Origin of the sequence: Microbacterium sp. Root61, from assembly GCF_001427525.1 — a bacterium.
In the GTDB taxonomy this organism is placed as follows: Bacteria; Actinomycetota; Actinomycetes; order Actinomycetales; family Microbacteriaceae; genus Microbacterium.
In genome coordinates, this window is record NZ_LMGU01000001.1 from 392,734 (window position 1) to 418,188 (window position 25,455).

21 protein-coding genes are annotated in these 25,455 nt (G+C 69.6%); 16 read left to right on the forward strand and 5 right to left on the reverse strand.

The window, feature by feature from the left end:
* Positions 1-64: 64 nt before the first annotated feature.
* The gene (leuS, locus tag ASD65_RS01955; protein WP_442922431.1) at positions 65-2,656 is read left to right on the forward strand and encodes a leucine--tRNA ligase; all 2,592 of its coding nucleotides are present in this window, start codon (positions 65-67) and stop codon (positions 2,654-2,656) included.
* 138 nt (positions 2,657-2,794) lie between these two features.
* Here the strand turns inward: leuS and ASD65_RS01960 are convergent, their stop codons facing one another.
* Both ASD65_RS01960 and ASD65_RS18895 read right to left on the reverse strand, forming a co-directional pair.
* The gene (locus ASD65_RS01960) at positions 2,795-3,052 is read right to left on the reverse strand and encodes a hypothetical protein (RefSeq protein WP_056217696.1); all 258 of its coding nucleotides are present in this window, start codon (positions 3,050-3,052) and stop codon (positions 2,795-2,797) included.
* Between the two features lie 86 nt (positions 3,053-3,138).
* Positions 3,139-3,744 carry a DUF2510 domain-containing protein gene (locus tag ASD65_RS18895; RefSeq protein ID WP_056217699.1) on the reverse strand — a complete coding sequence of 202 codons (606 nt, stop codon included), beginning with the start codon at positions 3,742-3,744 and terminating at the stop codon, positions 3,139-3,141.
* Between the two features lie 285 nt (positions 3,745-4,029).
* On the opposite strand from ASD65_RS18895, the gene ASD65_RS01970 reads away from it, so the two are divergent.
* Genes ASD65_RS01970 through holA form a run of 3 tightly spaced genes read left to right on the forward strand, consistent with a single transcriptional unit; the run spans position 4,030 to position 8,104 of the window.
* The gene (locus tag ASD65_RS01970) at positions 4,030-4,620 is read left to right on the forward strand and encodes a ComEA family DNA-binding protein (RefSeq protein WP_235566580.1); all 591 of its coding nucleotides are present in this window, start codon (positions 4,030-4,032) and stop codon (positions 4,618-4,620) included.
* A 1-nt stretch (position 4,621) separates the two neighbouring features.
* Positions 4,622-7,057 (forward strand): ComEC/Rec2 family competence protein, encoded by a 2,436-nt coding sequence (locus ASD65_RS01975; protein WP_082561535.1) that lies wholly within the window; start codon positions 4,622-4,624, stop codon positions 7,055-7,057.
* A gap of 9 nt (positions 7,058-7,066) precedes the next feature.
* Positions 7,067-8,104, forward strand: a complete 1,038-nt coding sequence (gene holA, locus ASD65_RS01980; protein ID WP_056217702.1) for a DNA polymerase III subunit delta — start codon at positions 7,067-7,069, stop codon at positions 8,102-8,104.
* Positions 8,105-8,552: 448 nt separating this feature from the next.
* Here the strand turns inward: holA and rpsT are convergent, their stop codons facing one another.
* Positions 8,553-8,813, reverse strand: a complete 261-nt coding sequence (rpsT, locus tag ASD65_RS01985; protein ID WP_056217705.1) for a 30S ribosomal protein S20 — start codon at positions 8,811-8,813, stop codon at positions 8,553-8,555.
* A gap of 232 nt (positions 8,814-9,045) precedes the next feature.
* Between rpsT and ASD65_RS01990 the strand changes: the two genes are divergently transcribed.
* Positions 9,046-10,401 carry a GH1 family beta-glucosidase gene (locus ASD65_RS01990; protein ID WP_056217709.1) on the forward strand — a complete coding sequence of 452 codons (1,356 nt, stop codon included), beginning with the start codon at positions 9,046-9,048 and terminating at the stop codon, positions 10,399-10,401.
* Positions 10,398-11,669, forward strand: coding sequence for an MFS transporter (locus tag ASD65_RS01995; RefSeq protein WP_082561536.1), 1,272 nt, complete (start codon positions 10,398-10,400; stop codon positions 11,667-11,669). The genes ASD65_RS01990 and ASD65_RS01995 overlap by 4 nt, the downstream gene beginning before the upstream one ends.
* Here ASD65_RS01995 and ASD65_RS02000 read toward each other — a convergent pair.
* Positions 11,623-12,366: an alpha/beta fold hydrolase gene (locus ASD65_RS02000; RefSeq protein ID WP_056217712.1), complete on the reverse strand. Its 744-nt coding sequence runs from the start codon at positions 12,364-12,366 to the stop codon at positions 11,623-11,625. The two genes, ASD65_RS01995 and ASD65_RS02000, sit on opposite strands and share 47 nt — an antisense overlap.
* Before the next feature lie 35 nt (positions 12,367-12,401).
* Positions 12,402-15,161, reverse strand: a complete 2,760-nt coding sequence (locus ASD65_RS02005) for an ExeM/NucH family extracellular endonuclease (RefSeq protein ID WP_156378917.1) — start codon at positions 15,159-15,161, stop codon at positions 12,402-12,404.
* 213 nt (positions 15,162-15,374) lie between these two features.
* Here ASD65_RS02005 and lepA point away from each other — a divergent pair, with 213 nt between their 5' ends.
* The 10 genes from lepA (at position 15,375) to ASD65_RS02055 (ending at position 25,436) form a co-directional block, all read left to right on the forward strand.
* Positions 15,375-17,228 (forward strand): translation elongation factor 4, encoded by a 1,854-nt coding sequence (gene lepA, locus ASD65_RS02010; RefSeq protein ID WP_056217718.1) that lies wholly within the window; start codon positions 15,375-15,377, stop codon positions 17,226-17,228.
* A gap of 9 nt (positions 17,229-17,237) precedes the next feature.
* The gene (locus ASD65_RS02015) at positions 17,238-17,888 is read left to right on the forward strand and encodes a DUF1990 family protein (protein ID WP_056217721.1); all 651 of its coding nucleotides are present in this window, start codon (positions 17,238-17,240) and stop codon (positions 17,886-17,888) included.
* The gene (hemW, locus tag ASD65_RS02020) at positions 17,888-19,105 is read left to right on the forward strand and encodes a radical SAM family heme chaperone HemW (protein ID WP_056217724.1); all 1,218 of its coding nucleotides are present in this window, start codon (positions 17,888-17,890) and stop codon (positions 19,103-19,105) included. Before ASD65_RS02015 ends, hemW begins: the two co-directional genes overlap by 1 nt.
* Before the next feature lie 81 nt (positions 19,106-19,186).
* The gene (gene hrcA / locus ASD65_RS02025) at positions 19,187-20,227 is read left to right on the forward strand and encodes a heat-inducible transcriptional repressor HrcA (RefSeq protein ID WP_056217728.1); all 1,041 of its coding nucleotides are present in this window, start codon (positions 19,187-19,189) and stop codon (positions 20,225-20,227) included.
* 55 nt (positions 20,228-20,282) lie between these two features.
* Positions 20,283-21,395, forward strand: a complete 1,113-nt coding sequence (gene dnaJ, locus ASD65_RS02030; protein ID WP_056217731.1) for a molecular chaperone DnaJ — start codon at positions 20,283-20,285, stop codon at positions 21,393-21,395.
* 4 nt (positions 21,396-21,399) lie between these two features.
* Positions 21,400-22,137 (forward strand): 16S rRNA (uracil(1498)-N(3))-methyltransferase, encoded by a 738-nt coding sequence (locus ASD65_RS02035; RefSeq protein WP_056217735.1) that lies wholly within the window; start codon positions 21,400-21,402, stop codon positions 22,135-22,137.
* Between the two features lie 24 nt (positions 22,138-22,161).
* Positions 22,162-22,509, forward strand: coding sequence for an HIT domain-containing protein (locus tag ASD65_RS02040; protein ID WP_056217738.1), 348 nt, complete (start codon positions 22,162-22,164; stop codon positions 22,507-22,509).
* Positions 22,510-22,585: 76 nt separating this feature from the next.
* Entirely contained in the window at positions 22,586-23,614 is a 1,029-nt protein-coding gene (locus tag ASD65_RS02045; protein ID WP_235566754.1) for a PhoH family protein, read from the forward strand.
* Entirely contained in the window at positions 23,611-24,081 is a 471-nt protein-coding gene (ybeY, locus tag ASD65_RS02050) for an rRNA maturation RNase YbeY (protein ID WP_056217748.1), read from the forward strand. Before ASD65_RS02045 ends, ybeY begins: the two co-directional genes overlap by 4 nt.
* A complete protein-coding gene (locus tag ASD65_RS02055; protein ID WP_056217751.1) occupies positions 24,078-25,436 on the forward strand; it encodes a hemolysin family protein in 1,359 nt (452 codons plus the stop codon). The genes ybeY and ASD65_RS02055 overlap by 4 nt, the downstream gene beginning before the upstream one ends.
* The last annotated feature ends 19 nt before the right edge of the window (positions 25,437-25,455 follow it).

Here is a 25,455-nt window from a genome sequence, read left to right on the forward strand (position 1 = left end):
CCGGTCGGGTAACCTGGAATACGCGCTTTGCGCGCGTTTCCGGCATCCCACGATTGGTCCTCCCTTGTCGCAGATCTCCTCGCCGCCCACCGCCTCCGGTCCCGAGACCGGCGGTTACGACGTCCACGCGGTCCAGGAGAAGTGGCAGCGACTTTGGACGGAGAGCGACCCGTTCCGCGCCGGCGGCGAGGAGGACACGCGCCCGCGCAAGTACGTGCTGGGCATGTTCCCGTACCCTTCCGGCGATATGCACATGGGCCACGCCGAGAACTACGCGTACGTCGACACGGTGGCCCGGTTCTGGCGGCACCGCGGCTACAACGTGCTCAACCCGATCGGCTGGGACTCGTTCGGTCTGCCTGCCGAGAACGCGGCCATCCAGCGCGGCGCCGATCCCCGCGAGTGGACCTACAGCAACATCGCGCAGCAGAAGGCGAGCCTGAAGCAGTTCGGCACGTCCTATGACTGGAGCCGGGTGCTGCACACCAGCGACCCCGACTACTACCGCTGGAACCAGTGGCTGTTCCAGAAGCTCTACGAGCGTGGACTGGCGTACCGCAAGGACAGCCCGGTCAACTGGTGCCCGCACGACCAGACCGTCCTGGCCAACGAACAGGTCGTCGACGGCCGGTGCGAGCGCTGCGGCACCGAGGTCGTCAAGAAGAAGCTGACGCAGTGGTACTTCCGCATCACCGACTACGCCGACCGCCTGCTGGATGACCTGAACCAGCTCGAGGGCTTCTGGCCGCAGAAGGTCATCCGGATGCAGCGCAACTGGATCGGCCGCTCCATCGGTGCCGACATCGACTTCGAGATCGAGGGCCGCGCCGAGAAGGTTCCGGTGTTCTCCACGCGTCCCGACACGCTGCACGGCGCGACGTTCTTCGTCGTGGCGCCCGACAGCGACCTGGCCGCCGAGCTCGCGGCCGGCGCATCCTCCGCCGTGCGCGTGCAGTTCCAGGACTACCTGGAGCGGGTGCAGAAGACGACCGACATCGACCGCCAGAGCAGCGATCGCCCCAAGACGGGCGTCTTCCTCGAGCAGTACGCGATCAACCCGATCAACGGTGCGCGTCTGCCCATCTGGGCCGCGGACTACGTCCTGGCCGACTACGGGCACGGTGCCGTCATGGCCGTCCCCGCGCACGACCAGCGCGACCTCGACTTCGCCCGCGCCTTCGACCTGCCCGTGAAGATCGTCGTGGACACCACGGCCCCTATCACCGGTGCGATCCCGGTGATCGAGCTCGACGAGCACGGCGCGCCGACGGATGCAGCGATGGATGCCGCCTCCCTCGACAGCATCGACCCCGCGGTCACCGGCATCGCGCTGGTGGGCGAGGGCCGCATGATCAACTCCGCCACCCTGGACGGGCTGTCCATCCGCAACGCGACCGCGCGCGCCATCGAGGAGCTCGAGGCGGCCGGTACCGGACGGGCCTCCAAGAACTTCCGCCTGCGCGACTGGCTGATCTCGCGTCAGCGGTTCTGGGGCACCCCGATCCCGATGATCCACACCGAGGACGGCCGCATCGTCCCCGTCCCGGACGAGCAGCTGCCGCTGATGCTGCCGGATGCCCAGGGCCTCGACCTGAAGCCGAAGGGCACGTCGCCCCTGGGCGGCGCCGCCGAATGGATGGCGACCGTCGACCCCGAGACCGGCGAACCCGCATTGCGCGACCCCGACACCATGGACACGTTCGTGGACAGCTCGTGGTACTTCCTGCGGTTCCTCGCCCCGGGCGACGCCACCGAGGCGTTCTCGCCGCGGATGGCGGACCGCTGGGCCCCCGTCGACTCGTACATCGGCGGTGTCGAGCACGCGATCCTGCACCTGCTGTACGCACGATTCATCACGAAGGTCCTCTACGACATGGGCCTCATCGACTTCAGCGAGCCGTTCTCCAGCCTGATCAACCAGGGCATGGTGCTGCTGGACGGCTCGAAGATGTCCAAGAGCAAGGGCAACCTCGTCGAGTTCGCCTCGAGCATGGTGGATCCGGGCGCCGATGCCGTGCGCGTCGCGATCGCCTTCGCCGGGCCGGTCGAGGACGACATCAACTGGGAGGACGTCTCAACGACCGGCGCCCAGAAGTTCCTGGCTCGCGCCATGCGCATCGCGCAGGACGTGACCAGCGCTCCGGATGTCGTCTGGGCGGAGGGCGACACCGCGCTGCGGCGCGTCACGCATCGCCTGCTCGCGGACGCTCCCGGACTGGTCGAGCACACGAAGTTCAACGTCGTCATCGCACGACTGATGGAGCTCGTCAACGCCACCCGCAAGACGATCGACTCCGGCGCCGGTGCGGCCGATCCTGCCGTCCGTGAGGCCGCCGAGGTCACCGCGATGGTGCTGGACCTGTTCGCTCCGCACACGGCCGAAGAGATGTGGGAGATCCTCGGCTACGAGCCGTTCGTCGGCCTCGTGACCTGGCGTCAGGCCGACCCGACGCTCCTGGTCGATGAGACGGTCACCACCGTCGTGCAGATCGACGGAAAGGTGCGTGCGACACTCACGGTTCCCGCGCGCATCGGCGCCGACGAGCTGGAGAAGCTCGCCCGGACCGACGAGCGGATCGTGCGCTCGCTGGACGGCCGCGAGATCGTCCGCGCCATCGTCCGCGCGCCGAAGGTCGTCAGCTTCAGCACGAAGTAGCCGCTGCTCCCCACCGGCGCAACGGTGCCCGCGTCTCCACGAGCGCGGTGCCCGCGCCGGTGGGAGGCACGTGCCGCTCAGGGTGACCCCGCGAGCTGCTCGTGCTGTGCATCGACGTCGCGGGAATCGCGGTGATCTCTAGGCGACAGCCTGTCGCGCGACGCGACCGTTGTGGATCGGGATCATCAGCAGCGGGATGGCGAGCATCCCCAGCAGGATCAGCATCCAGCCCCACCCGTTTGCGGAGAGCGGCACTGCGCCGAGGACCGTGAGACCTGCGCCGGCTGAACGCATCAAGACCGTGCCGGGCGGGATGATCCGCGCATTCCGCCAGTACGGGATCCTGACGTTCGCGTTCGCGCGCAGAGTGAGCGCGAATGACGTGAGAAAGAGCACAGCCCCACCCACAGATACGAATACTCCCAACGCGACCATGACTCGAACGTATCAAGCTTGCTCAGTAGTCGGTCGGCAACTCTGCGTCATCTGCCGCTGAAGTGCTGGCGCGAGACGGTGTTCACCCAGGCGACGAACTGTCGGGCCTGCGTGCCTAGTGCTGGAGGGACTGCCACGATCCAATACTGGTCGGCCCCGTCGATGGCGAGGTAGAACTCGCGTCGGTCGACCTTCTTCTTGAAGAGCGCACCGGTGTTCATTCCCGGCGGACCGAGTACAAGACCTCCGGCAGTCGCCCGAGTGAAGGTGGATCGCTCCAGGATGGCGCCCGCCGTCTCGTAGGTGGCGATGACGTCCGCAGTGGGTTGACTCGCGTCGAGATAGTGGATCCATCCGCCGTCGACGGTGATGCCTGCGAAGGAGTGCGCCGTCGGGGAGAACTGGGTCTTCGAAGACCAGTGATGTCCGTCCCACCAGCGAATCCGACCGCGCTTGTCGTCGTACCACCCGGGCATCACCGCAATGGTCGAAGCGACAGCTGCCGAGTCGGCACGGGTCGCAACAGGAGCATCCGCATGCAGTTCGACTCTGCTGCCGCTCATGTCGGCGTAGTGCTCGGTCCACTTCGCGCCGTCCCACCACCTCTGCAGCCCCCTGCCGTCGTCGTACCAGCCTGCTTCCGCGTTGCCCATGCACGGATGCTACCGATCGGCGCGGTAGACGGGGAAGGCGCGCACGCGCCGCTTCTGTTCGGGCGCCCCGTGCCGACGGTCGAGCTACGCGCGCTTCGCCACCGGCTTCGTCTGGGGCGGTCGCTGTCGTGCCCGCATCCGAAAGCACCGCCCTGACCAATAGGATCCCCGCCGAAGATGGGGCACGAAGTAGCCGCTCCTCCCCACCGGCGCAACGGCGCCCGCGCCTCCACGAGCGCGTCGCCGCCGCCGGTGGGAGGTGTGGGCCGCTCCTAGCGTGAGCGGGTGACCCTGCCCGACGCACCCGTCAGTCCCGCCCGGCGTCTCGGTGTCGGGGCTGCGGTCGTGGTGGTCGTGCTGGCTCTCGCAGTCACGGTCGGGATCGGCATCCTGCGCGGTGGGGCAGCGCCGACCGAATCGGTCGCGGTCGATCAGACGACGGCGGATGCAGCGCCCGCCGATGTCGTCTACGTGCACGTGTTCGGGGCCGTGGCGGCTCCGGGGCTGTACGTGCTGCCCGACGGTGCGCGGGTCGTGGATGTGGTGGCCGCCGCGGGCGGCTTCGCGGAGAACGCCGATGGTGACGCCGTCAACCTCGCGCGTCCGATCGGCGACGGCGAGCAGCTGTACGTTCCGGTCGTGGGGGAGTCGCCGCCAGCGACCGCTGCGGCGCCGGCCGGCGACGGGCGGGTCAACCTCAACACCGCCGACGCCGCGGCGCTGGACACGCTGCCGCGGATCGGCGCGGCGATGGCCGAGCGCATCATCCAGTGGCGCGAGAGCAACGGCCGCTTCACCAGCGTCGAGGACCTGCTGGCCGTGCCCGGTATCGGCGACAAGATGCTCGAGGCGTTACGCGACCTGGTGACGGTCTGACGTGGTGGTGCGCACGACGCTGCGGCGGTTGCGTCTGGCGCCGGTCGCGATCGCGGCGTGGGCGGTGGCGTTCTGGGCGACGCGCGTTCCCGAGGTCGCGGGCGGTGCGGCGCTGGCGCTGTGGGTGGGGACGCTGGCGGTGCTGGGGGTGTTCGCGACGCGCAGACATGCACGCGCTCGGACGGCACTGATGCTCGTCGTCATCGTGCTGGCCGGGGCGGCGGCCGCGGCATCCCACGTCGCCCTGGCTGAGCCCGCGCGCGCAGCGGCGCGCGCGCTCCCCGTCGACGGCGGTCGCGCGGTGACCGTCGACGCGATCGTCACCGGCAAGATCGAGCGCCGGGCCGGCGACCGGCTGGTCTTCGACGCACGCGCGACCGGCGTGACCATCGGGACGCAGAACCAACCGGTCGGTGTGGAGGTGAGTGTCATCGTCGCGCCCGATCGGGTCGACGGTCTTCTCGACGTCGGCGCCGTCGTGGTGGTGCGAGGGACCGTGTCGCCGGCGCGGCCCGGCGATCGTGCCGTCTGGTTCGTGTCGGCCTCGCGCGGGGTCGAAGTAGTCGCGACGCCGAGCGGGCTGTTCGCGGTGACGTCGGAGCTGCGGCGCAGCCTGGTCGCAGCCGTCGCAGGGCTTCCACCGCCCGGAGCAGGACTGGTGCCCGGGCTCGCCGTCGGCGACACGAGTGCGGTCGACGCAGAGCTGGACGCGCAGATGAAGGCGTCGAGCCTGTCGCATCTGACCGCGGTGTCCGGAGCGAACTGCGCGATCGTCGTCGGTCTCACGTTCGCCGCGGCCGCTGCGCTGGGAGCGCGACGGTCGGTTCGTGTGCTCGCGGCCGTCGGAGCCCTTGCCGGATTCGTGCTGCTGGTCACACCCGAGCCGAGCGTCGTACGGGCCGCCGCGATGGGGGCGATCGCGATGATCGGCATCCAGCTGGGTCGAGCGGGGCCGGGCATCGCCGTCCTGTCGCTCGGAGTCGCCGTCCTGCTGATCGGCGACCCGTGGCTGGCCGGCTCCCTCGGCTTCGCGCTGTCTGTCGCTGCGACGGGCGCGCTGCTGCTGTGGACGCCGAGCCTGACTGCCGGACTGGCGAGACGGATGCCGCAGGCCCTCGCCCTGGCTCTGTCGGTGCCGCTCGCGGCCCAGCTGGCCTGCGGTCCGCTGCTGGTGCTGATCACGCCCAGCGTGCCGCTGTACGGCGTGGTCGCGAATCTCCTCGCCGCTCCCGCGGCCCCGGTCGCGACGATCGTCGGTCTCGCGGCATGTCTCGCGATGCCGCTGCCCGTGCTCGCCTCCGGGCTGGCCGCGGTCGCGTGGCTGCCTGCCGCCTGGATCTCGGGAGTCGCGAGCACGATGGCCGAGCTCCCCGGACACGCCGTGCCGTGGGTCGAGGGGTGGTGGGGGCTGATGCTGCTGGCCGTGACCGGCGCGGCCATCGGCATCGTCGTGCGGGGTCGACGGCCATCTGTGCGGCTGGGGTCGGTCTCGGTACATCTGGGCGCGGTGGCCGTTCTTGCGGCGGTGGTCGGCGTGGTGACCGGTGGTGCGGCGCTGACCTCGATCGCGGGACCGTTGACCGTGCCGCAGGCCTGGTCGATCGCCGCGTGCGACGTCGGGCAAGGGGATGCGCTGCTGGTACGGGACGCAGGGCGCATCGCCCTCATCGACACCGGTCCGGCCCCCGAACTCTTGACGGCGTGTTTGACCCGGTTCGGGATCGAGCGCATCGACCTGCTCGTGCTCACACACTTCGACCTCGATCACGCGGGTGGGGTCGACGCCGTGCGCGGCCGGGTGGGGGTGGTCCTGCACGGTCCGCCCGGCGACGGGGGCGATGAGGCGCTGATCGCGGCCCTGGAGCACGCGGGGGCCCGGGCGGTGGCGGCGCACGCGGGAATGACCGGCGCACTGGGCGACGCGCGTTGGCGGGCGCTGTGGCCACGGGAGGGCAGTCGCGCGTACGAGCCCGGCAACGACGCCGGCGTCGTGCTCGAGTTCACCGGGGGAGCACTTCCCTCGGTCGTGTTCCTCGCCGACCTCTCGGCTTCGGCCCAGCGGTCGCTGCTGGCATCCGGCATCCTGCGTCCGCGCTACGACGTCGTCAAGGTCGCCCACCACGGCAGCGCAGACCAGGCGCCCGAGCTGTACGACGCGATCGGGGCATCCGTGGCCCTCATCTCGGTCGGGCTCGGCAACGACTACGGGCACCCGCGCGCCGAGACGCTCACTCTTCTCGAGGAGCGCGGTGTGTCGATCGCCCGCACCGATCTCAGCGGGGTGGTGGCGGTCTGGGCCGGGACGACCGGGGTCGTGGTGTGGCGTGAGCGCGCGCCTCCCGGGGGCTGGGCGACGGCGGCCGCGTGCTGCGCGGTGTGCTCCGTTCCCGCGCCGACGGGGCGATCTGTGGGCCGGACTGTCGGCGAGGCTCAGTAGGCTGGAGGTATGGCGACACCAGCTCGACGAGCACCCGCGAGCAAAGCGCGCATCGCCATCCCGCAACTCTCCTGGCGGACCCCGCAGCCGGCGCCGATCGTCCTCGTATCGGGACCGGAGGAAGTGTGCGCGGAGCGCGCGACCGCCGCGATCCGCGACTATCTGCGCGCCGAGGATGCGAGCCTCGAGGTCACCGACCTACGCGCCGATGATTACTCCGCCGGGTCGCTCCTCGGCATGACCTCGCCGTCGTTGTTCGGCGAGCCACGGCTGATCCGCGTCACCGGCGTCGAGAAGTGCAGCGACGCGTTCCTGAGCGAGGCGATCGCCTACCTCTCGATGCCGCAGGAGGGCGCGACCGTCGTGCTGCGGCACACCGGCTCGAGCGTGCGCGGCAAGAAGCTGCTCGATGCGATCCGTGCGGGGGAGGGCGGCGGCGTCGAAGTCCCGTGCCCGGCCGTCAAACGCGACTCGGATCGCTTCGACTTCGCTGCGGGCGAGTTCACCACCGCGGGAAAGCGCATCGCGTCTCCGGCGCTCCGCACCCTCGTGTCGGCATTCGCGGGCGATCTCACTGAACTCGCCGCCGCCTGTCAGCAGCTGATCTCCGATGTCCCCGGCGATGTCACGGAGCAGATCGTCGAGCGTTACTACGGAGGCCGGGTAGAGACATCCGCTTTCGCCGTCGCCGACACCGCGATCGCGGGACGCTACGGAGAAGCCCTGATCACCCTGCGCCACGCGCTCGCGTCGGGAGCGGATCCGGTCCCACTGGTCGCGGCGATCGCCTCGAAGCTCCGCACGATGGCGCGTGTCGCGGGCACGAGGGAATCCTCGTCGGCCCTGGCCGCGCGGCTCGGAATGAAGGACTGGCAGGTCGACCGCGCGCGACGCGACCTTTCCGGCTGGACCGACGCGACGCTCGGCATGGCCATCCAGGCGGCCGCCCGCGCCGACGCCGAGGTCAAGGGCGCCTCCCGCGACCCCGTGTTCTCCGTCGAGCGCCTCGTGACGGTCATCGCGACTCGAGTCCCGTTCGGCGAGTAGTCCCTAGTGGCCCGGGTCCCGGCTGCGATGCCGAGGCCCGATCCGGCTAGCCCGGGCTCCCCGCCAAGCCCGAGCGCCGCCGAGAAACGACCTTCCGGCGGGGAAACAGTGCGCCGCAGCGTCTCCCGGCCGGGTTGCTGTTTCTCGCGGTCGGCTCGCGGACGGGCGCTAGCCGCTGCCGCCGGTCTCCCGCTGCTGCCCATCGAGACTGCAACCGAGGGTCGAGACTGTGGGCATTACCCGCAGTCTCGACCCTCGGTTGCAGTTTCGCGGTCTGACGAGCCACTACCGCCGCCGAGAAACGATTCTCCGACCGGGAAACACTGCGTCGCAGCGTTTCCAGACCGGAACCTCGTTTCTCACGACCGCTCCCGCCCCGCGCCACCCGCACCACAAACGCAAGAAGGCCCACATCCCGAGGGGAGTGGGCCTTCGTGCGTGAAGGGGCTCAGAGAGCCGCGACCTGCTTCGCGATCGAGGACTTGCGGTTCGCAGCCTGGTTCTCGTGGATGACGCCCTTGCTCACAGCCTTGTCGAGCTTCTTGGACGCCGTCACAAGAGCCTTCTCAGCCGCGGCCTTGTCGCCCGCGGCGATGGCCTCGCGCGTGCGACGCACCTCGGTCCGGAGCTGGCTCTTGACAGCCTTGTTGCGCTCGTGCGCCTTCTCGTTGGTCTTGTTGCGCTTGATCTGCGACTTGATATTCGCCACGTGTAAACGTCTTTCGTGTCTGAGGAGTGTTTCGGTCGGATGCCGGAAGCAGAAGAGGGCTGCCGCACGGCGGTCGTGAGGGAGCGAACCCACACGCAAGCCAATCACCGAGTCTATCACCTTGTCGCCTCTCCACCGATTCGCGCCGCAGAGCGCGTGAGGGCGCCGGATACGGCAGGATCGAGTCGCCGGCATCGTCGCCGACAACGCCCGAGACCCGGAGGACCCGTTCGTGGCCGCACCTTCATCAGTGAATCTGTCCGCATTCCCCGCAGGCTTCCGTTGGTCTGCCGCCACCGCGGCCTTCCAGATCGAGGGCGCGCGTACCGCCGATGGGCGCGGCCGCTCCATCTGGGACGACTTCGTCGAGATGCCGGGAGCCGTGCGCGACGGAAGCACGGCCGAGCCGGGACCGGACAGCTACCACCGCTATGCGGAGGATGTCGACCTGCTGCGGACACTCGGGGTGGACCGCTACCGCTTCTCGATCTCGTGGACGCGCGTGCAGCCCGGGGGAACGGGCGAGGGCAACGCCGCGGGCCTGGACTACTACCGACGACTCGCCGACGCCCTGCACGCGGCCGGCATCACGCCGTTCGCGACGCTCTACCACTGGGACCTGCCGGTCGAGCTCGAGGCGGCCGGCGGCTGGATGAACCGCGACACGGCCTTCCGGTTCGCGGAGTACTCGGCGATCGTCGCGGACGCACTCGGCGATGTGATCGGCCACTGGTACACCCTGAACGAACCGGTCTCGACGTCGTTGCAGGGCTACGCGATCGGCGAGCTGGCACCGGCGCGGCAGGAGCTGTTCGCATCTCTGCCGACCGTGCATCACCAGCTCCTCGCGCACGGCCTCGCCCAGCGGGAACTGCGCGAGCGCGGCGCGACGGAGGTCGGCATCGTCAACAACCACACGCTGGTGCTGCCCGCCGCCCAGACGGAGGAAGACCACACGGCGGCCGCGATCTACGACCTGCTGCACAACCGGATCTTCGCCGACCCGGTGCTCACCGGTCAGTACCCGCCGCTCGAGCAATTCGGCCTCCCTCCGATGCCGATCGAGGACGGCGACCTGGCGCTCATCTCGGCGCCCGGCGACTTCTACGGCATCAACTTCTACAACCCGACGACGGTCGCGGCGGCGCCGGCGGAGAGCCCGATCCCGTTCGACATCGTGCCCACACCCGGGGTGCCGCACACCGGGTTCGGCGACCTCTGGCCGATCCAGCCCAGCGCTCTACGCGACATGCTGATCGGGTTCCGCGACACCTACGACGCGCTCCCACCGATCATCATCGGCGAGAACGGGGCATCCTTCCCCGAGCCGGAGCACACGGATGCCGCGATCTCCGACGCCGACCGCATCGGATACCTCACCGGGCATATCGACGCCGTCGGCGAGGCGATCGCGGCGGGCGTCGACATCCGCGAGTACACGGTCTGGTCGTTGCTGGACAACTTCGAATGGGCGGAGGGGTTCACACAACGCTTCGGATTGGTGCACGTGGACATGAGCACCAGTCAGCGCACACCGAAGGCATCCTTCGACTGGTTCCGCGCACTCATCGCAGAGGCACGCGCATGACCGCGGCATCCGCTGACGCCACGAAGGGCGAGACGAAGACCGGTGCCAAGAAGGTCGGCGCCGGGTGGATGACCCTGTTCACCCTCGCCTGGCTCGCGCTGTGGACCGTGCAGCTGACGCCGGTGCAGCTGCTGCTGCCGCTGCAGTTGAACACTCCGGATGACGCGGACGGCTGGATCCGCGGCGTCGTCTGGTCGGGCATGGTGCTGGCCGCCGGCGGGATCGCCGCGATCATCGCGGGTCCGCTCGCGGGGGCGTTGTCCGACCGCACCACCGTCCGACTCGGTCGCCGCCGGCCGTGGGCGCTGGGCGGCACCTGGCTCGGCACGATCGCGCTCGTCCTGATCTCGTTCGCCGAGGGCCCATGGGCGGTCGGACTGGCCTGGATCGGCGTGTCCGTCGGGATCGCGGTCGCCTCTGCGGCCTTCACCGCTCTGATCGCCGATCAGCTCACGACGCAGCGCGGTGCGGCATCCGCGGCCGTCGGTTCCGCCCAGGCGGTCGGCATCGTCGTGGGCGTCGGCGTCATCGTCGTGCTCGGACTCGGCGTGATGACCGGGTACCTGGTGCTGGCCGGCATCCTGGTCGTCGTCGGCACCGTCACGGCGCTCCTGCTGCCCGACCCGGTGCTGCCCGCCCTCGAGCGGTCGGCGGCACGTCAGTCACCGCTGCTCAGCGCCCTCCGCGACCGCGACTTCGCGTGGATGCTCGCCGGTCGCTTCACGGTCAACCTCGGCAATGCGCTGGGGACCACGCTGCTGCTGTTCTTCCTCATGTACGGGATCGGCTCGGACGCCGCGTTGGCCGAGGAGCAGCTGCTGCTGCTGATCGTCGTCTACACGGTCTTCATCGTGATCGCCTCGATCGTGGGCGGCATGGTGTCGGACCGCATCGGCAAGCGCCGGGGCATGGCGGTGATCGGCGCCTGCATCCAGGGCGTCGCCTCGCTCATGCTCGCCGCGGTGCCTACACTGCCGATGGCGTTCGTCGCGGCCGCGCTGCTCGGCGTCGGCTACGGCATCTTCTCGGCCGTGGGCCTGGCCTTCGCGACCGACCTGCTGCCGTACGCGGACGACAACGCTCGCGACCTCGGCATCGTGAACGTCTCGGTCAACCTCGGACAGCTGCTGGGCCCGCTCATCGGCGCGGGACTGGTCGCGCTCGTGGGCGGGTTCTGGCTGCTGTTCGCGGTCGGAGCGCTGTTGTCCATCGTCGGTGCCTTCATGACGCGGGCCGCGCGGGTACCGGCGCCGATTCCAACGTCGTGATCGCGACGTTCAGCAGGGCGTTGAACACCTCGGGGCGCATCGCCGTCACCAGGTGACTGGTGCGCGGCACGACGATCAACTCGGCGTGCCGCGCCACCTTCAGGAACAGCTTCTCGTTGAGGCGCAGCTGGTCGAACTGTCCGTTGATGAACCACAGCGGCACGTCGATGCGGTGGAGCGCGGCGAGGAGGTCCAGCACCGACAGGCTGCGCAGAGCGACATCCTGCGCGTCGAACGCGTAGCCGCCGGCGCCGAAGTCCGCGCGCGTCTGGGACGGCAGGGTCCGGTCCAGCATCTGGTTGGTCAGCCACATGCCCCGATCCGGGAGCGCGTCGAAGCCGCGCGCGAGCACCCGATAAGTCGCCAGCCCCACACCGCGGGGGATCGCCGTACACGACGCCGCGATGAACCCGGCGACCGGCGGCGGATCCTCCCGCCCGACGTAGTCGATCGAGACCAGTCCGCCCATGGAGTGCGCGACGAGCAGCACGGGGCCGCGCTCCGCGGCGTCCCGCACCGCACCGTCGATCGTGGCGAACGCGCCGTCCAGCGTGAACTCCTCGGCCATCCGTGTGCCGTGGCCGGGCAGATCCACCGCCGTGACCGGATTGCCGCGCGTGCGCAGGTACTCCACCTGCGCACGCCACATGGTCGCGGACGTGCGGATGCCGTGCACCAGGACGATCTGAACGACCATGTGCCCAGGCTAGAGCGAACCCGTGCTCGGCGAGGTCATCGCAGGACGATCACCGTCACCGCCCGGCTGGTCGAGGAGAGCGCACTCTCCGGATCCGTCGGCACGAACGTGGCCGTGTACTGATGGATGCCGCGGGTCAGGGTCGCCGGCAGTCGCAGGCTCGCGAGTCCCCGGGTGACCGCAGCCGAACCGACGACGGTGTCGCCCTCGCGGAACTCCACCGTGCCGGTGACGCGGGGCACGTCGCTCACGTACGCCACGAGGGTGGCCCGCAGCAGACGGTTGATGTGCACCGGGGGCAGTGCGACCAGCGAGGTCGTACTCTGCGCGCGCTCGTCGACACCGGCCGCGACGCCGACCAGCACCGGATCGTGGTCCGACGAGCGATACGGGTCGGGGGCGTAGAACAGCGACCCGTGCACGTTGTAGCGGCTGTACTCCAGTGCCACCGCCTCGCCCGAGTTGATGTTCCAGATGTCGCCGCCGGTCGCGCGTTCCCGTGCCCCGGCGCTCATCAGGATGTGGTCGAGTGAGCCGACCATGCCGGAGAACAGGTACGACGAGGTCTCGATGCCCAGCGACTGCTCGGCATCGACATACCCCGCGTCGTAGAGCACCTGCAGCGGGTCCTCGTGGCCGTACGAGTTGAAGTCGCCGGCGAGGAACACCGAGTCGATGTCGCCCTGGATCGTGGCGATCCAGTCGCGCAGAGCCGCGGCCTGCCGTTCCCGAGACTCGTTCGAAGCGCCCTGACCGTCCAGCACGTCGGCATCGCCGGGCCAGGGGCCGGGGGAGGACTTCGACTTGAAGTGGTTCACGGCGAACAGGAAGCGCTCGCCGCCTGCGGCCGGACGGAACACCTGGGCGATGGGCTCGCGGGCGTTGCCGAAGGCCTGGTCGTCGGCCGACTGGGTGCCGAGTGCACGGGAGGCGCCGACCGGGGTCACTGTTGCGGGCTGGTAGATGATCGCGTTGGTGATGACGTCCTGCCCCGCGGGGTCCGGCAGCTCGGTGGACGACGGCACGAAGGCCCACCTGGTCGCACCGGCGGCCGTGTTGAGCGCCGTCACGAGTGAGGCGGTGGCTTCGTCCGCGGCCTCGCCGAGCGCGGCCGAGTTCTCGATCTCCATCAGACCGACGACATCGGCGTCCAGCGCGTTGATGGCCGCGACGATCTTGGACTGCTGGCGAGCCAGGTCTTCGGCATCCCACGCGCCGCGCTGATCGCAGCCCTGGCGCACCGAGATGCCGTCGCCGGTGCGATCCGGGAAGGACACGCACGTCGCCGTCTGGGTGCCGAGCGTCGTGAAGTAGTTCAGGACGTTGAAGGATGCCACCGACACATCGCCGCCGACGGCTGCGGGTGCGGCCGTGCGCAGGTCGGCGAACTGCACGCCGTCCAGGCCCGCACCGTCACCGACGAGCGGGGCGGTCGGGTTGAGCTTCCACGTGCTGTTGCGCCAATCCACGATCACGGGCTCCGTGAATGTGGCGGAGGCCCCGACGACGATCGGTTCGGTCAGCGAGACGTACGGCGGTGTCAGGGAGCTGTTGGCGGGCGACAGATAGTTCGTCGACGCGCCGTCGTCGAGCACGACCGCTCGCGCGACGTTGTCCGCCGCGACGGCCGCCGCTTCCGGCGACCCGGGGCGGGCGGCATCCGTCGGCTGACGCAGGGGCGTCGTGCCGAACGCGAGGCCGACCTCGCCGTACTGGTTCGTCGCATAGGTGTTGCTGACCGTGTAGGTGCCCTGCGGGGCCAGGAGCATCGACTCGAGGCTCTCGCGCTCCGCTTCGGTGGCGGGCCAGGCGACGGTGGCGGGTGCCGGTGCGGCACCGACCGCAGGAACGACCTTCGCGTCGGCCGCGGCCACCGTGATCTCGGTGAGACCGTTGAACTCCGACACGACGCCGGTGACCTCGAGCGTCTCGCCGATGCTCACCGCGGCAGCGCCGTCGGGGGAGTAGACGAAGACGGCGTCCGAGGCCGTGTGGGTGGCGAGGTCGATCGCTCCGCCGGTGCCGGCGGTCTGGATCACGTAGCCGTTGAATCCGCCGCTGGCATAGCGGGCGGTGACGACGCCGGTTGTGGTGACGGCCTTGTCGACGTACCCCGGAGCGCTCTGGATCTGGGCGATCGTCACGGTCTCGGGATCCGGATCGGGATCAGGGTCGGGAATCGTTCCCGCCGGCGTCGGCGTAGGCACGCCGGCCGTGAAGTCGGCGGCGTTGTTCGCCGTGTTGACGGATGCCGCATTCCGCGCCACGGAGGTGCCGTTGTTGGTCACCGGGGCAGCGCCGGTGCCGGCGAAGTCGCTCGCCGTGCCCCAGCCGACGTAATCCACCACCTGCGGCAGGGCAGCCATGCTCAGCCCGCCGCTGAGCGCGGTGACGGAGTCGACGAGGGCGACCTTGCCCGCGGTGCCAGACATCGGAATGACGCCGTCGGCGTCGGGCAGGAAGGACGGCAGCGCCACGTTCGCGCCGGTCGCCTCGCCGACGAGATAAGTCCCTCCGGGAGGGAGCGTCACATTCGTCAGTGGGGTGACCTGCCAGTTGACCCCCGCGGTGGACGCGTACTGCACGCTCCATCCGTTGATGTTCACCGGCGCGGCGCTGACGTTGCGCAGCTCGATGAAGTCGCGGTTGAAGGCGGCGCCGGCGTTTCCTCCACCGCCGTAGATCTCGTTGATCACGACGGGAGCGCTCGCAGAAACGGCCGCCGAGGAGGCGGCCGGAAGGGCGAGGACGGAGACGGCGAGCGTGGCGGCGGCGAGGCCGGCCAGCAGCGGCATGCGCACCCGGGAGGCGGACGGCACGCGAGAGGCGAGGTGGTTCACTGCGCTGGACTCCTTCGATCGTGTGAATCGCCCGGTGTCGGGCTCATCGCTCTCCCCGGCTCTACCCTGTCGATCGGCCGACGCCGACACAAGAGGCATCGCGCCCAACACTCGGTGAACACCGCCCGGCCGTGTTGAGGCATCCCACCCCGGTAGAATCAAGGTGACATGTCACCTCGCGCCCTCAAGCCCCTCGAACCGTCGGCCACGCCGCCCGAGCTGCTTCGTAACTTCTGCATCATCGCCCACATCGACCACGGCAAGTCGACGCTTGCCGACCGCATGCTGCAGATCACCGGTGTGGTCTCCGATCGCGACATGCGCGCGCAGTATCTCGACCGCATGGACATCGAGCGCGAGCGCGGCATCACGATCAAGAGTCAGGCGGTGCGGATGCCGTGGGCCACGGCCGACGGCACCTTCGCGCTGAACATGATCGACACGCCCGGTCACGTCGACTTCACGTACGAGGTCAGCCGCTCGCTCGCCGCATGCGAGGGCGCGATCCTGCTGGTGGACGCCGCGCAGGGCATCGAGGCCCAGACGCTCGCGAACCTGTACCTGGCGCTCGAGAACGATCTGCAGATCATTCCGGTGCTGAACAAGATCGACCTTCCGGCGGCCGACCCGGAGAAGTACGCCAAGGAGCTGGCCAGCCTGATCGGCGGCAAGCCCGAAGACGTCCTGCGCGTCAGCGGCAAGACCGGCATGGGCGTGGAAGAGCTCCTCGATCACGTCGTCGCGAAGATCCCCGCCCCGAAGGGCGACCCGAACGCGCCCACTCGCGCGATGATCTTCGACTCCGTCTATGACTCCTACCGCGGCGTGATCACCTACGTCCGCATGATCGACGGCAAGCTCAACCCGCGCGAGCGCATCCAGATGATGTCGACCCGTGCAGTGCACGAGCTTCTCGAGATCGGCGTCTCCTCGCCCGAGCCGACCCCCACCAAGGGTCTCGGCGTCGGCGAGGTGGGCTACCTCATCACGGGTGTGAAGGACGTGCGCCAGTCGAAGGTCGGCGACACGGTCACCAGTGCCGCCAAGCCCTCCAAAGAGGCGCTGCCCGGCTACACGGACCCGAAGCCCATGGTCTTCTCGGGCCTGTACCCGATCGACGGCAGCGACTACCCGGTGCTGCGCGAAGCGCTCGACAAGCTGAAGCTCTCGGACGCCTCGCTCAACTACGAGCCGGAGACCTCGGTCGCGCTCGGCTTCGGTTTCCGCTGCGGCTTCCTGGGCCTCCTGCACCTCGAGATCGTCACCGAGCGCCTGGAGCGCGAGTTCGGTCTCGACCTCATCTCGACGGCACCGTCCGTGACGTACGAGGTCATCACCGACGACAAGAAGAAGTTCGTCGTCACCAACCCGAGCGAGTTCCCCTCGGGCACCAAGATCTCCAGCGTGACCGAGCCGATGGTCAAGGCCGCGATCCTCGCGCCCAAGGACTACGTCGGCACGATCATGGAGCTGTGCCAGTCGCGTCGCGGCACGCTGCTCGGCATGGAGTACCTCGGTGAGGACCGCGTCGAGATCCGCTACTCGATGCCCCTCGGTGAGATCGTCTTCGACTTCTTCGATCACCTGAAGTCCAAGACTGCCGGCTACGCCTCCCTCGACTACGAGCCGAGCGGCGACCAGGAGGCCGACCTCGTGAAGGTCGACATCCTGCTGCAGGGCGAGCCGGTCGACGCGTTCAGCGCGATCGTGCACCGCGACAAGGCGTACGCGTACGGCGTGCTCATGACCGAGCGCCTCAAGAAGCTCATCCCGCGCCAGCAGTTCGAGGTGCCCATCCAGGCCGCCATCGGCGCCCGCATCATCGCGCGCGAATCGATCCGCGCCATGCGCAAGGACGTCCTTGCCAAGTGCTACGGCGGCGATATCAGCCGTAAGCGCAAGCTGCTGGAGAAGCAGAAGGAGGGCAAGAAGCGCATGAAGATGGTCGGTCGCGTGGAAGTGCCCCAGGAGGCGTTCATCGCCGCACTCTCGGGCGATACCGAGAAGAAGGACGCGAAGTAGGCTTTTCTCATGCGCCGCGGAACGTTCAGGGACGAAACCGTCGACTACGCCGCAGTCGGCGCCACGCAGGCGCCGGATCTGATGCAGTACCCGCCGGAGCGCAGCATCCCGGCGGAGGAGTCGTGGCGCATCGGCAGCGGTGAGGCGCGCTTCACCTCGGCCGGCGAGGCGCTGCTGTCGTGGACCGCGCAGCGCGGCGGCGGACTGGAGCTGAGCGATGTGCGCCCGGCGGCCGGTCCGATGTACGCGGGCGTGAGCTTCGACGACGAGGGCAACCCCGTCACGCCCAGTCGCATGGAGGCCGACCAGCGGTTCGACTCGGACGGCACGCCGTACGTCGGCGCCGGTACGACGATCTCGCTCAGCGGGCGAGTGGACGGGATGCGCGCCGACGGCGAGCTGCGCGTCATCTTCGCCGTCGAGGAGCCGCGACGCGTCGGGTTCGCGCTCGGCACCGTCGGGGGCTCGGTCGTGAGCGGCGAGGAGTCGTTCATGCTCGAGTGGCACCCCAACGACGAGGTCTGGTTCACGGTGCGCGCGTTCGATGCGCCGGTCTCGTTCTTCTATCGGATGTTCCCGCGGCTCACTCGTCGTCGTCGTCAAGCCCTGTTCACGCGGTACCTCCGGGCGATCTCGCCCCTGTACACGACCCCCGCCTGATGGGCTCCGCCCTGCCGCTGGGAGACCCGGCGCCGGTGGACGGCCGTCTCCCGGCCGAATCCCGCATCGATCCCGATGCGGACTTCGGCGTCTACCTGCACGTCCCGTTCTGCCGTGTGCGCTGCGGCTACTGCGACTTCAACACCTACACCGCCAGCGAGCTGCGCGGTGCACGCCAGGACGAGTACGCCGACACCCTGCTGCGTGAGGTCGACTTCGCCCGCAGCGTGCTGGCCGAGGCCGGACCTCTCCGCCCCGCTTCAACCGTCTTCTTCGGCGGCGGCACCCCGACGCTGCTGCCATCCGGCGACCTCGGGCGCATGCTGCAGGGCGTCCGCGACACGTTCGGCATCCGCCCCGGCGCCGAGATCACGGTCGAGGCGAACCCCGACACGGTCACGACCACGGTCGCCGAGGAGCTCGCGGCATCCGGAGTCACGCGCTTCTCGATCGGTATGCAGTCCGCTGTGCCCCATGTCCTGGCCGCACTCGACCGCACCCACAACCCGGCCAACGTCGCCACCGCCGTCGCGGCGGCACGTGCGGCGGGCCTCGACGTGAGCGTCGACCTGATCTACGGCGCACCGGGGGAGTCGCTGGAGGACTGGCGTCTCTCGGTCGAGACCGCGATCGCGCTGGCACCCGACCACATCTCGGCGTACGCGCTGATCATCGAGGATGGCACCAAGCTCGCCCGCCAGATCCGTCGCGGCGAGGTCCCGGCGCCCGACGACGACCTGCAGGCCGACATGTACGAGCTCGTCGACGACCTGCTCGCCGCAGCCGGGTATGACTGGTACGAGGTGTCGAACTGGTCCATGGGGCCCGAGCACCGCTCCCGCCACAACCTCGCGTACTGGCAGGGGACGGACTGGTGGGGATTCGGCCCCGGCGCGCACAGCCACGTCGCCGGGCTGCGCTTCTGGAACGTCAAGCACCCCGCGGCCTACGCGCAGCGCGTCACCGCGGGCGAGTCGCCCGCGGCGGGTCGGGAGACACCGGATGCCGAGGCACGGGCCCTCGAGAACGTGCTGCTGCGCTCGCGCATCCGCGAAGGGCTGCCGATCTCGGAGCTGCTCGGCGAGGGGCGCCACGCGGTCGCGGCGCTCATCGCCGACGGACTGATCGACGGCACGGCCGCCGTCCACGGACGCATCGTGCTGACCCGGCGCGGGCGTCTGCTCGCGGACGCGGTCGTGCGCGCGCTGACAGACTGACGCGCCTCCCGGCCGCATCCGGCTCGATCCGGTAGAATTGGCACTCCAGACATGTGAGTGCCAGGCGTGGGAGGAGGCGAGATGGTCACCGACCGAGGGCTTCAGGTGCTGCGCGCGATCGTGCAGGACTACGTCGACACCCGCGAACCCGTGGGCAGCAAGGCCATCGTCGAGCGCCACGCCTTCGGCGTGTCGGCCGCAACGATCCGCAACGATATGGCGCTGCTCGAGGATGAGGATCTGATCGCGGCTCCGCACACCTCGTCCGGCCGGGTGCCGACCGACAAGGGGTATCGCGTCTTCGTCGACCACCTCGCCGAGCTGCGACCACTCAACCACTCGCAGCGCACGGCGATCTCGTCCTTCCTCGAAGGTCCCGCCGACCTCGACGACCTGCTCTCGCGCACGGTCCGCGCCCTCACCCAGCTCACCGGCCAGGTCGCGATCGTGCAGTATCCGTCGTTCGCGCGCGCCAGCGTGACGCACGTCGAGCTCGTCGACCTCGGCAGTGGGCGGATGCTGGTCATCGTCGTCACCGACACCGGCCGCGTCTCGCAGCGCATCGCCACCGTCCGTGAAGAGTTCGACGAGACCGATCTCGCTCGCCTCCGCAGCCGCATGGCGGCCCTGGTCGTCGGGCGCTCCGTCCGTGACGGCGCCCAGCGCGTCGCCGAGATGCTCGAGACCGAGTCCACGGCGGTCACCCGCGATTCGGCCGCGGCGGATTCGATCGCGCGCATCTTGGCGGAGGAGCTCGACGAGTTCCGGCAGGACCGCATGCTGATGGCGGGCGCGGCCAACCTCGCACGACGCGAGTCCGACTTCCGCGGCAGCATCTATCCGCTGCTCGAGGCGATCGAGGAGCAGGTCACCCTGCTGCGGCTGATGAGCGAGATGGTCGCCGACGAGCACGGTCTGGCGGCGAGCATCGGACGCGAGAACGAGCAGTTCGGCCTGTCCGAGGCATCCGTCCTCGCGAGCGACTACGACGTGACCAGCGGGCACGCGCGCGTCGGCGTACTGGGCCCGATGCGCATGGACTATCCCACCAATCTCGCGGCGGTCCGTGCCGTCGCGCGCTATCTCACTCGGATGCTGGAAGAAGACGACAGCGCCCGCTAGGGCGCCGGCATCCCTGAACGAACGATCCCGCGGATGACGCGGCAGGAAGGCGAATGTGGCTGACCACTACGAGGTTCTCGGTGTGTCGCGCGAAGCGACTCTGGATGAGATCAAGAAGGCGTACCGCCGTCTCGCCCGAGAACTCCACCCCGATGTGAACCCGGGCGAAGACGCCTCCGAGCGCTTCAAGCTCGTCACGCACGCGTACGACGTGCTCAGCGACACCGAGCAGCGCCGGCGTTACGACATGGGCGGCGACTCCGCGTTCGGCGGGGGCGCCGGCGGGTTCAGCGGCTTCGGCGACATCTTCGAGACGTTCTTCGGCGCGCAGGGCGGCCAGCGCGCCGGCCGTCCGCGCTCGCGACGCGAACGCGGCCAGGACGCCCTGGTGCGGGTCACCCTCGACCTCGGCGATGTAGTGTTCGGCGCGCACCGCGACCTCGAGGTCGACACGGCCGTGCTCTGCGAGACGTGCGAGGGCTCGTGCTGCCAGACCGGCACCTCCCCGGTGACGTGCGACATCTGCCACGGCTCCGGCCAGGTGCAGCGCACTGTGCGCAGCCTCCTCGGCAACGTCGTGACCAGCGCCCCGTGCAACATCTGCCAGGGCTACGGCACGACCATCCCGTACCCCTGCGCCACGTGCCAGGGGCAGGGCCGGGTCCGCGCCCGCCGCACCGTCTCGCTCGACATCCCGGCCGGCGTCGAGACCGGACTGCGCCTGCAGTTGCCCGGCTCGGGCGAGGTCGGCCCCGCCGGCGGCCCGAACGGCGACCTGTACCTCGAGGTCACCGTCAACCCGCACGAGACCTTCAGCCGCGACGGCGATGACCTGCTCGCGACGCTCGAGGTGTCGATGCCCGACGCGATCCTCGGAACGACGACGACCATCGAGTCGCTCGACGGACCCGTGGACCTCGAGGTGCGCCCCGGCGTCCAGGCCGGCGACGTGCTCACGATCAAGGGTCGCGGCATCACGCCGCTGCGCGGCACCCAGCGCGGCGATCTGCGCGTGGGCGTGCACGTGGTGACCCCGACGCGCCTCGACGCGAAGGAGCGAGCCCTCATCGAGGAGTTCGCCAAGAAGACGAAGTCCCCGCCGCCGCACCTCGCCGAGTTCCACCAGGGACTCTTCGCGAAGCTGCGCGACCGCTTCCGCAACAGCTGATCCGATGGCGCTGCACTTCCTCCTCGACGAACCGACGTCCGCGCACGCGGGCGACGCGGTCATGCTGACCGGCGCCGAGGCGCACCATGCCGCCGCCGTGCGTCGCGTGCGCGTCGGCGAGGAGGTCTCGGTCGGCGACGGCCGAGGTGCCTGGCTGAGCGGGGTCTGCGAGACCGTGAGTCCGCGCGAGGTGGTGGTGCGGATCACGGCACGGACGGATGCCGCCGCACCGCGTCCGCGCCTCGTGCTGGTGCAGGCGCTCGCGAAGGGCGACCGCGACGAACTCGCGGTGCAGGCCGCGACCGAGCTCGGGATCGACGAGATCGTGCCGTGGCAGGCCGCCCGCAGCGTGTCGCGGTGGGACGCCACGAAGGCCGTGAAGGGTCGCGCGCGCTGGGCGACCATCGTGCGCGAGGCGGGCAAGCAGGCGCACCGCCCGTGGATCCCCGAGGTGACCGACCTGTCCAGCACGGCGCAGCTCGCCGCCCGCGCCGTGACCGCGCGGGTGCTGCTGCTGGAGCCGACCGCGCCTCAGGCTCTGACGGCGTGGAGCGCGGATGCGACCGATGATCGCGACATCCTGCTCGTGGTGGGCCCGGAAGGCGGCATCGCATCCGAGGAGCTCGATGCCCTGACCCGGGCGGGCGCGACGCAGGTGCGGCTCGGGCACGAGGTGCTGCGCACCTCGACCGCGGGTCCGGCCGCGATCGCGCTGCTCAGTGCCGCACTCGGGCGCTGGTGAGGGGTGCCTCGATAGACTGAGGGCATGAGCGAATCGACGATCTTCACCCGCATCCTTCAGGGAGAGATCCCTGGCGAGATCGTCGCCGAGACCGACAACGTCTTCGCCATCCGCGACATCGCCCCGAAGGCGCCCGTGCACCTGCTCGTCATCCCGAAGACGCAGGAGTACCGCAACGTCGTCGAGCTCGCCGCCGGCGACACCGCCCTGATGGCCGAGATGGTCGAGGTGGCACAGAACCTCGCCGCGGAGCGCTCCGACGGCGACTTCCGCCTGATCTTCAACACCGGAGCCGGCTCCGGTCAGACCGTCTTCCATGTCCACGCCCACGTTCTCTCGGGCGGCCTCGACGAAACGAGCCTTGGTGGCTGAACCTTTCGATTCCCGTCCTGCCGACGATGACGACCCGGACCGCACGGTCCAGCGGGTCTATGCCGACGGCGTCGCCATGGTGCAGCTGCTCGGTCCGCAGGACCGGCTGCTGCGCGTCGTGGAGCGCGAGCACCCCGACGTCGACGTGCACGTGCGGGGCAACGAGATCACGCTCACGGGGGAGGCGGCCGCGGTCGCCTCGGCCCGATCGCTCGTCGACGAGCTCCTCGCGATGACGCGCGCCGGACACGACCTGTTCCCCGCGGATGTCACCTCCTCCAGCCAGATCCTGCGCTCGGACGGTGGACCGCGGCCTTCCGAAGTGCTCGGCGAGGCGATCCTCTCCTCGCGCGGCAAGGTCATCCGGCCCAAGACCCTGGGCCAGAAGGCGTACGTCGACGCGATCGAGGAGAACACGATCGTGTTCGGCATCGGTCCCGCCGGTACCGGCAAGACGTATCTCGCGATGGCCAAGGCCGTGCAGGCGCTGCAGCGCAAAGAGGTCAGTCGCATCATCCTGACCCGCCCCGCCGTGGAGGCGGGGGAGCGGCTCGGGTTCCTGCCCGGCACGCTCAACGACAAGATTGACCCGTACCTGCGTCCGCTCTATGACGCGCTCAACGAGATGATCGACCCGGAGATCGTGCCCAAGCTCATGGCGAGCGGCACGATCGAGGTGGCGCCGCTCGCATATATGCGCGGACGCACGCTCAACGATTCGTTCGTCGTCCTCGACGAGGCGCAGAACACCACGCCCGAGCAGATGAAGATGTTCCTCACACGTCTGGGGTTCGGCACGCGCATGGTGATCACGGGTGACATCACCCAGGTCGACCTGCCGCAGGGGACGTCCGGTCTGCGCCTGGTGACGCGGGTCCTGTCCGACATCGAGGACATCCACTTCTCCTACCTGACCAGCGCCGATGTGGTGCGGCACACGCTCGTCGGCCGTATCGTCGACGCCTACACCGAGTTCGACGAACAGCGCATGGCCTCCCGCCGGGAGCGGGAGGAGGCAGCCGCATTCGCCGCCCGCACCGAGCGACGCGGCGGATCGCGCACCGGCGGACCACGGGACCATCTTCCGAAACGGGGACACTCATGACGATCGAGATCAACAACGAGTCCGGCATCCCCGTCGATGAGACGGTGCTGCTGCGACTGATGGAGCACAACCTCGCGGAGCTGCACGTCAGTCCAGACGCCGACGTGGCCATCGTGCTCGTCGACGAGGGCGCGATGGAGGCTCTCCACGTGCAGTGGATGGATGAGCCGGGGCCGACCGACGTCCTGAGCTTCCCGATGGATGAGCTGCGCCCGGGCACCGAGGAGATGCCGACCCCGGCCGGCCTCCTCGGCGACATCGTGCTGTGCCCGCAGGTCGCCGAGACGCAGGCGGTCGCCGCCCAGCACTCGACGATGGACGAGCTGGTCATGCTCACCACGCACGGACTGCTGCACCTGCTCGGCTTCGACCACGCCGAACCGGCCGAGGAACGTGAGATGTTCGGACTGCAGAAGGACCTCATCATCGGGTTCCAGCATTCCGAACGTCGACGACCCCGCGCATGACCCCTTTCCTCCTGCTCGTCGCGGCCGTCCTCCTGGTCGCGTTCGGAGCGCTCATGGCCGCGCTGGACTCGGCGCTCGGGGTCACCTCCCGCGCCGACCTGGTGGAGCTCGGGATGACCGGTCGCAATGCACAGTCGCTGCGCAAGATCGCGGTCGATCCGGACGCGCACGAGAACGCCGTCGTGTTCATCCGCATCCTCGCCGAGACCGCGGCGGCAGTGCTGGTGACGGTCGCCTTCACGTTGATCTTCGAGAACATCTGGTGGGCGATGCTCGCCGCCGCGATCCTGATGTCGGGCATCTCGTTCGTCGTGGTCGGCGCGAGTCCGCGCACCGTCGGGCGTCAGCACGCCAAGGGACTTCTCCGCGGCGCCGCGCCGATCGTGCGCTTCGTGCGGATCCTGCTCGGCCCGCTCGCGCACGGGCTCGTCGCGCTGGGCAACCGCGTCACACCGGGTGTGGCGCGCAACGCGTCGTTCGCCTCGGAGGAGCAGCTGCTCAGCATGGTCGACGAGGCTGCCTCGCAGGACCTCATCGAGGAGGACGACCGCGAACTGATCCACTCGGTGTTCGACTTCACCGACACGTTCGTGCGCGCCGTCATGGTGCCCCGCACCGACATGGTCACGGTGGATGCCTCGGCATCGACCCGTGAGGCGATGACGATCTTCCTCGAGAAGGGCGTCTCGCGCATCCCGATCGTCGACGACGACGCGGACGACGTCGTCGGGATGCTGTACCTCAAAGACCTCGTGCAGTTCGGCTTCAGCGATGAGGCGGGATGGCGGGATGCGCCGATCACGCGCATCGCGCGCCCCGCGGTCTTCGTTCCCGAGTCGATGAAGGCCGAGTCGCTGCTGCAGCAGATGAAGCGCGACGCCGTCCACGTCTGCCTCGTCGTGGACGAGTACGGCGGCGTCTCCGGCCTGGTCACACTCGAAGACCTCATCGAAGAGCTCGTCGGCGAGATCGCCGACGAGTACGACGCTCGCGTCGACGGGTTCGCCGAGATCGAACCGGGGAAGTACCGCGTCAGCGCACGTCTCGCCCTCGACGAGGTCGGCGATCTGTTCGGCATCGAGCTGGACGACGAGGACGTGGACTCGATCGGCGGTCTGCTCGGCAAGGCTCTCGGACGCGTCCCGCAACCCGGGTCCAGTGCCGCGTATGCGGGTCTGGTGATGACGGGGGGCGCCTCGCTCGGTCGCGGCCGTGGCATCTCCGCGGTCATCGTCGAACGCGCCGAATCACTCGAAGCGGCCGAGGATGCCTTCGGCGGCCGCACGCCACGCACGGGCGAGATCCGCCTGCACAAGAGGGGCGCTGGAGACGCGGGCGGCTCCCGGTCCTCCTGAACCCCCGCGCCAGGACCGG

Coding starts and splice junctions, on each gene's coding strand:
- ASD65_RS18895 (WP_056217699.1), bottom strand. CDS start 3,744: ATGGGCAACGCGGAAGCAGGCTGGTACGACGACGGCAGGGGGCTGCAG.
- holA (WP_056217702.1), top strand. CDS start 7,067: ATGGCGACACCAGCTCGACGAGCACCCGCGAGCAAAGCGCGCATCGCC.
- ASD65_RS01995 (WP_082561536.1), top strand. CDS start 10,398: ATGACCGCGGCATCCGCTGACGCCACGAAGGGCGAGACGAAGACCGGT.
- ASD65_RS02000 (WP_056217712.1), bottom strand. CDS start 12,366: ATGGTCGTTCAGATCGTCCTGGTGCACGGCATCCGCACGTCCGCGACC.
- ASD65_RS02005 (WP_156378917.1), bottom strand. CDS start 15,161: ATGCCGCTGCTGGCCGGCCTCGCCGCCGCCACGCTCGCCGTCTCCGTC.
- lepA (WP_056217718.1), top strand. CDS start 15,375: ATGTCACCTCGCGCCCTCAAGCCCCTCGAACCGTCGGCCACGCCGCCC.
- ASD65_RS02015 (WP_056217721.1), top strand. CDS start 17,238: ATGCGCCGCGGAACGTTCAGGGACGAAACCGTCGACTACGCCGCAGTC.
- hemW (WP_056217724.1), top strand. CDS start 17,888: ATGGGCTCCGCCCTGCCGCTGGGAGACCCGGCGCCGGTGGACGGCCGT.
- hrcA (WP_056217728.1), top strand. CDS start 19,187: ATGGTCACCGACCGAGGGCTTCAGGTGCTGCGCGCGATCGTGCAGGAC.
- ASD65_RS02035 (WP_056217735.1), top strand. CDS start 21,400: ATGGCGCTGCACTTCCTCCTCGACGAACCGACGTCCGCGCACGCGGGC.
- ASD65_RS02040 (WP_056217738.1), top strand. CDS start 22,162: ATGAGCGAATCGACGATCTTCACCCGCATCCTTCAGGGAGAGATCCCT.
- ASD65_RS02045 (WP_235566754.1), top strand. CDS start 22,586: ATGGTGCAGCTGCTCGGTCCGCAGGACCGGCTGCTGCGCGTCGTGGAG.
- ybeY (WP_056217748.1), top strand. CDS start 23,611: ATGACGATCGAGATCAACAACGAGTCCGGCATCCCCGTCGATGAGACG.
- ASD65_RS02055 (WP_056217751.1), top strand. CDS start 24,078: ATGACCCCTTTCCTCCTGCTCGTCGCGGCCGTCCTCCTGGTCGCGTTC.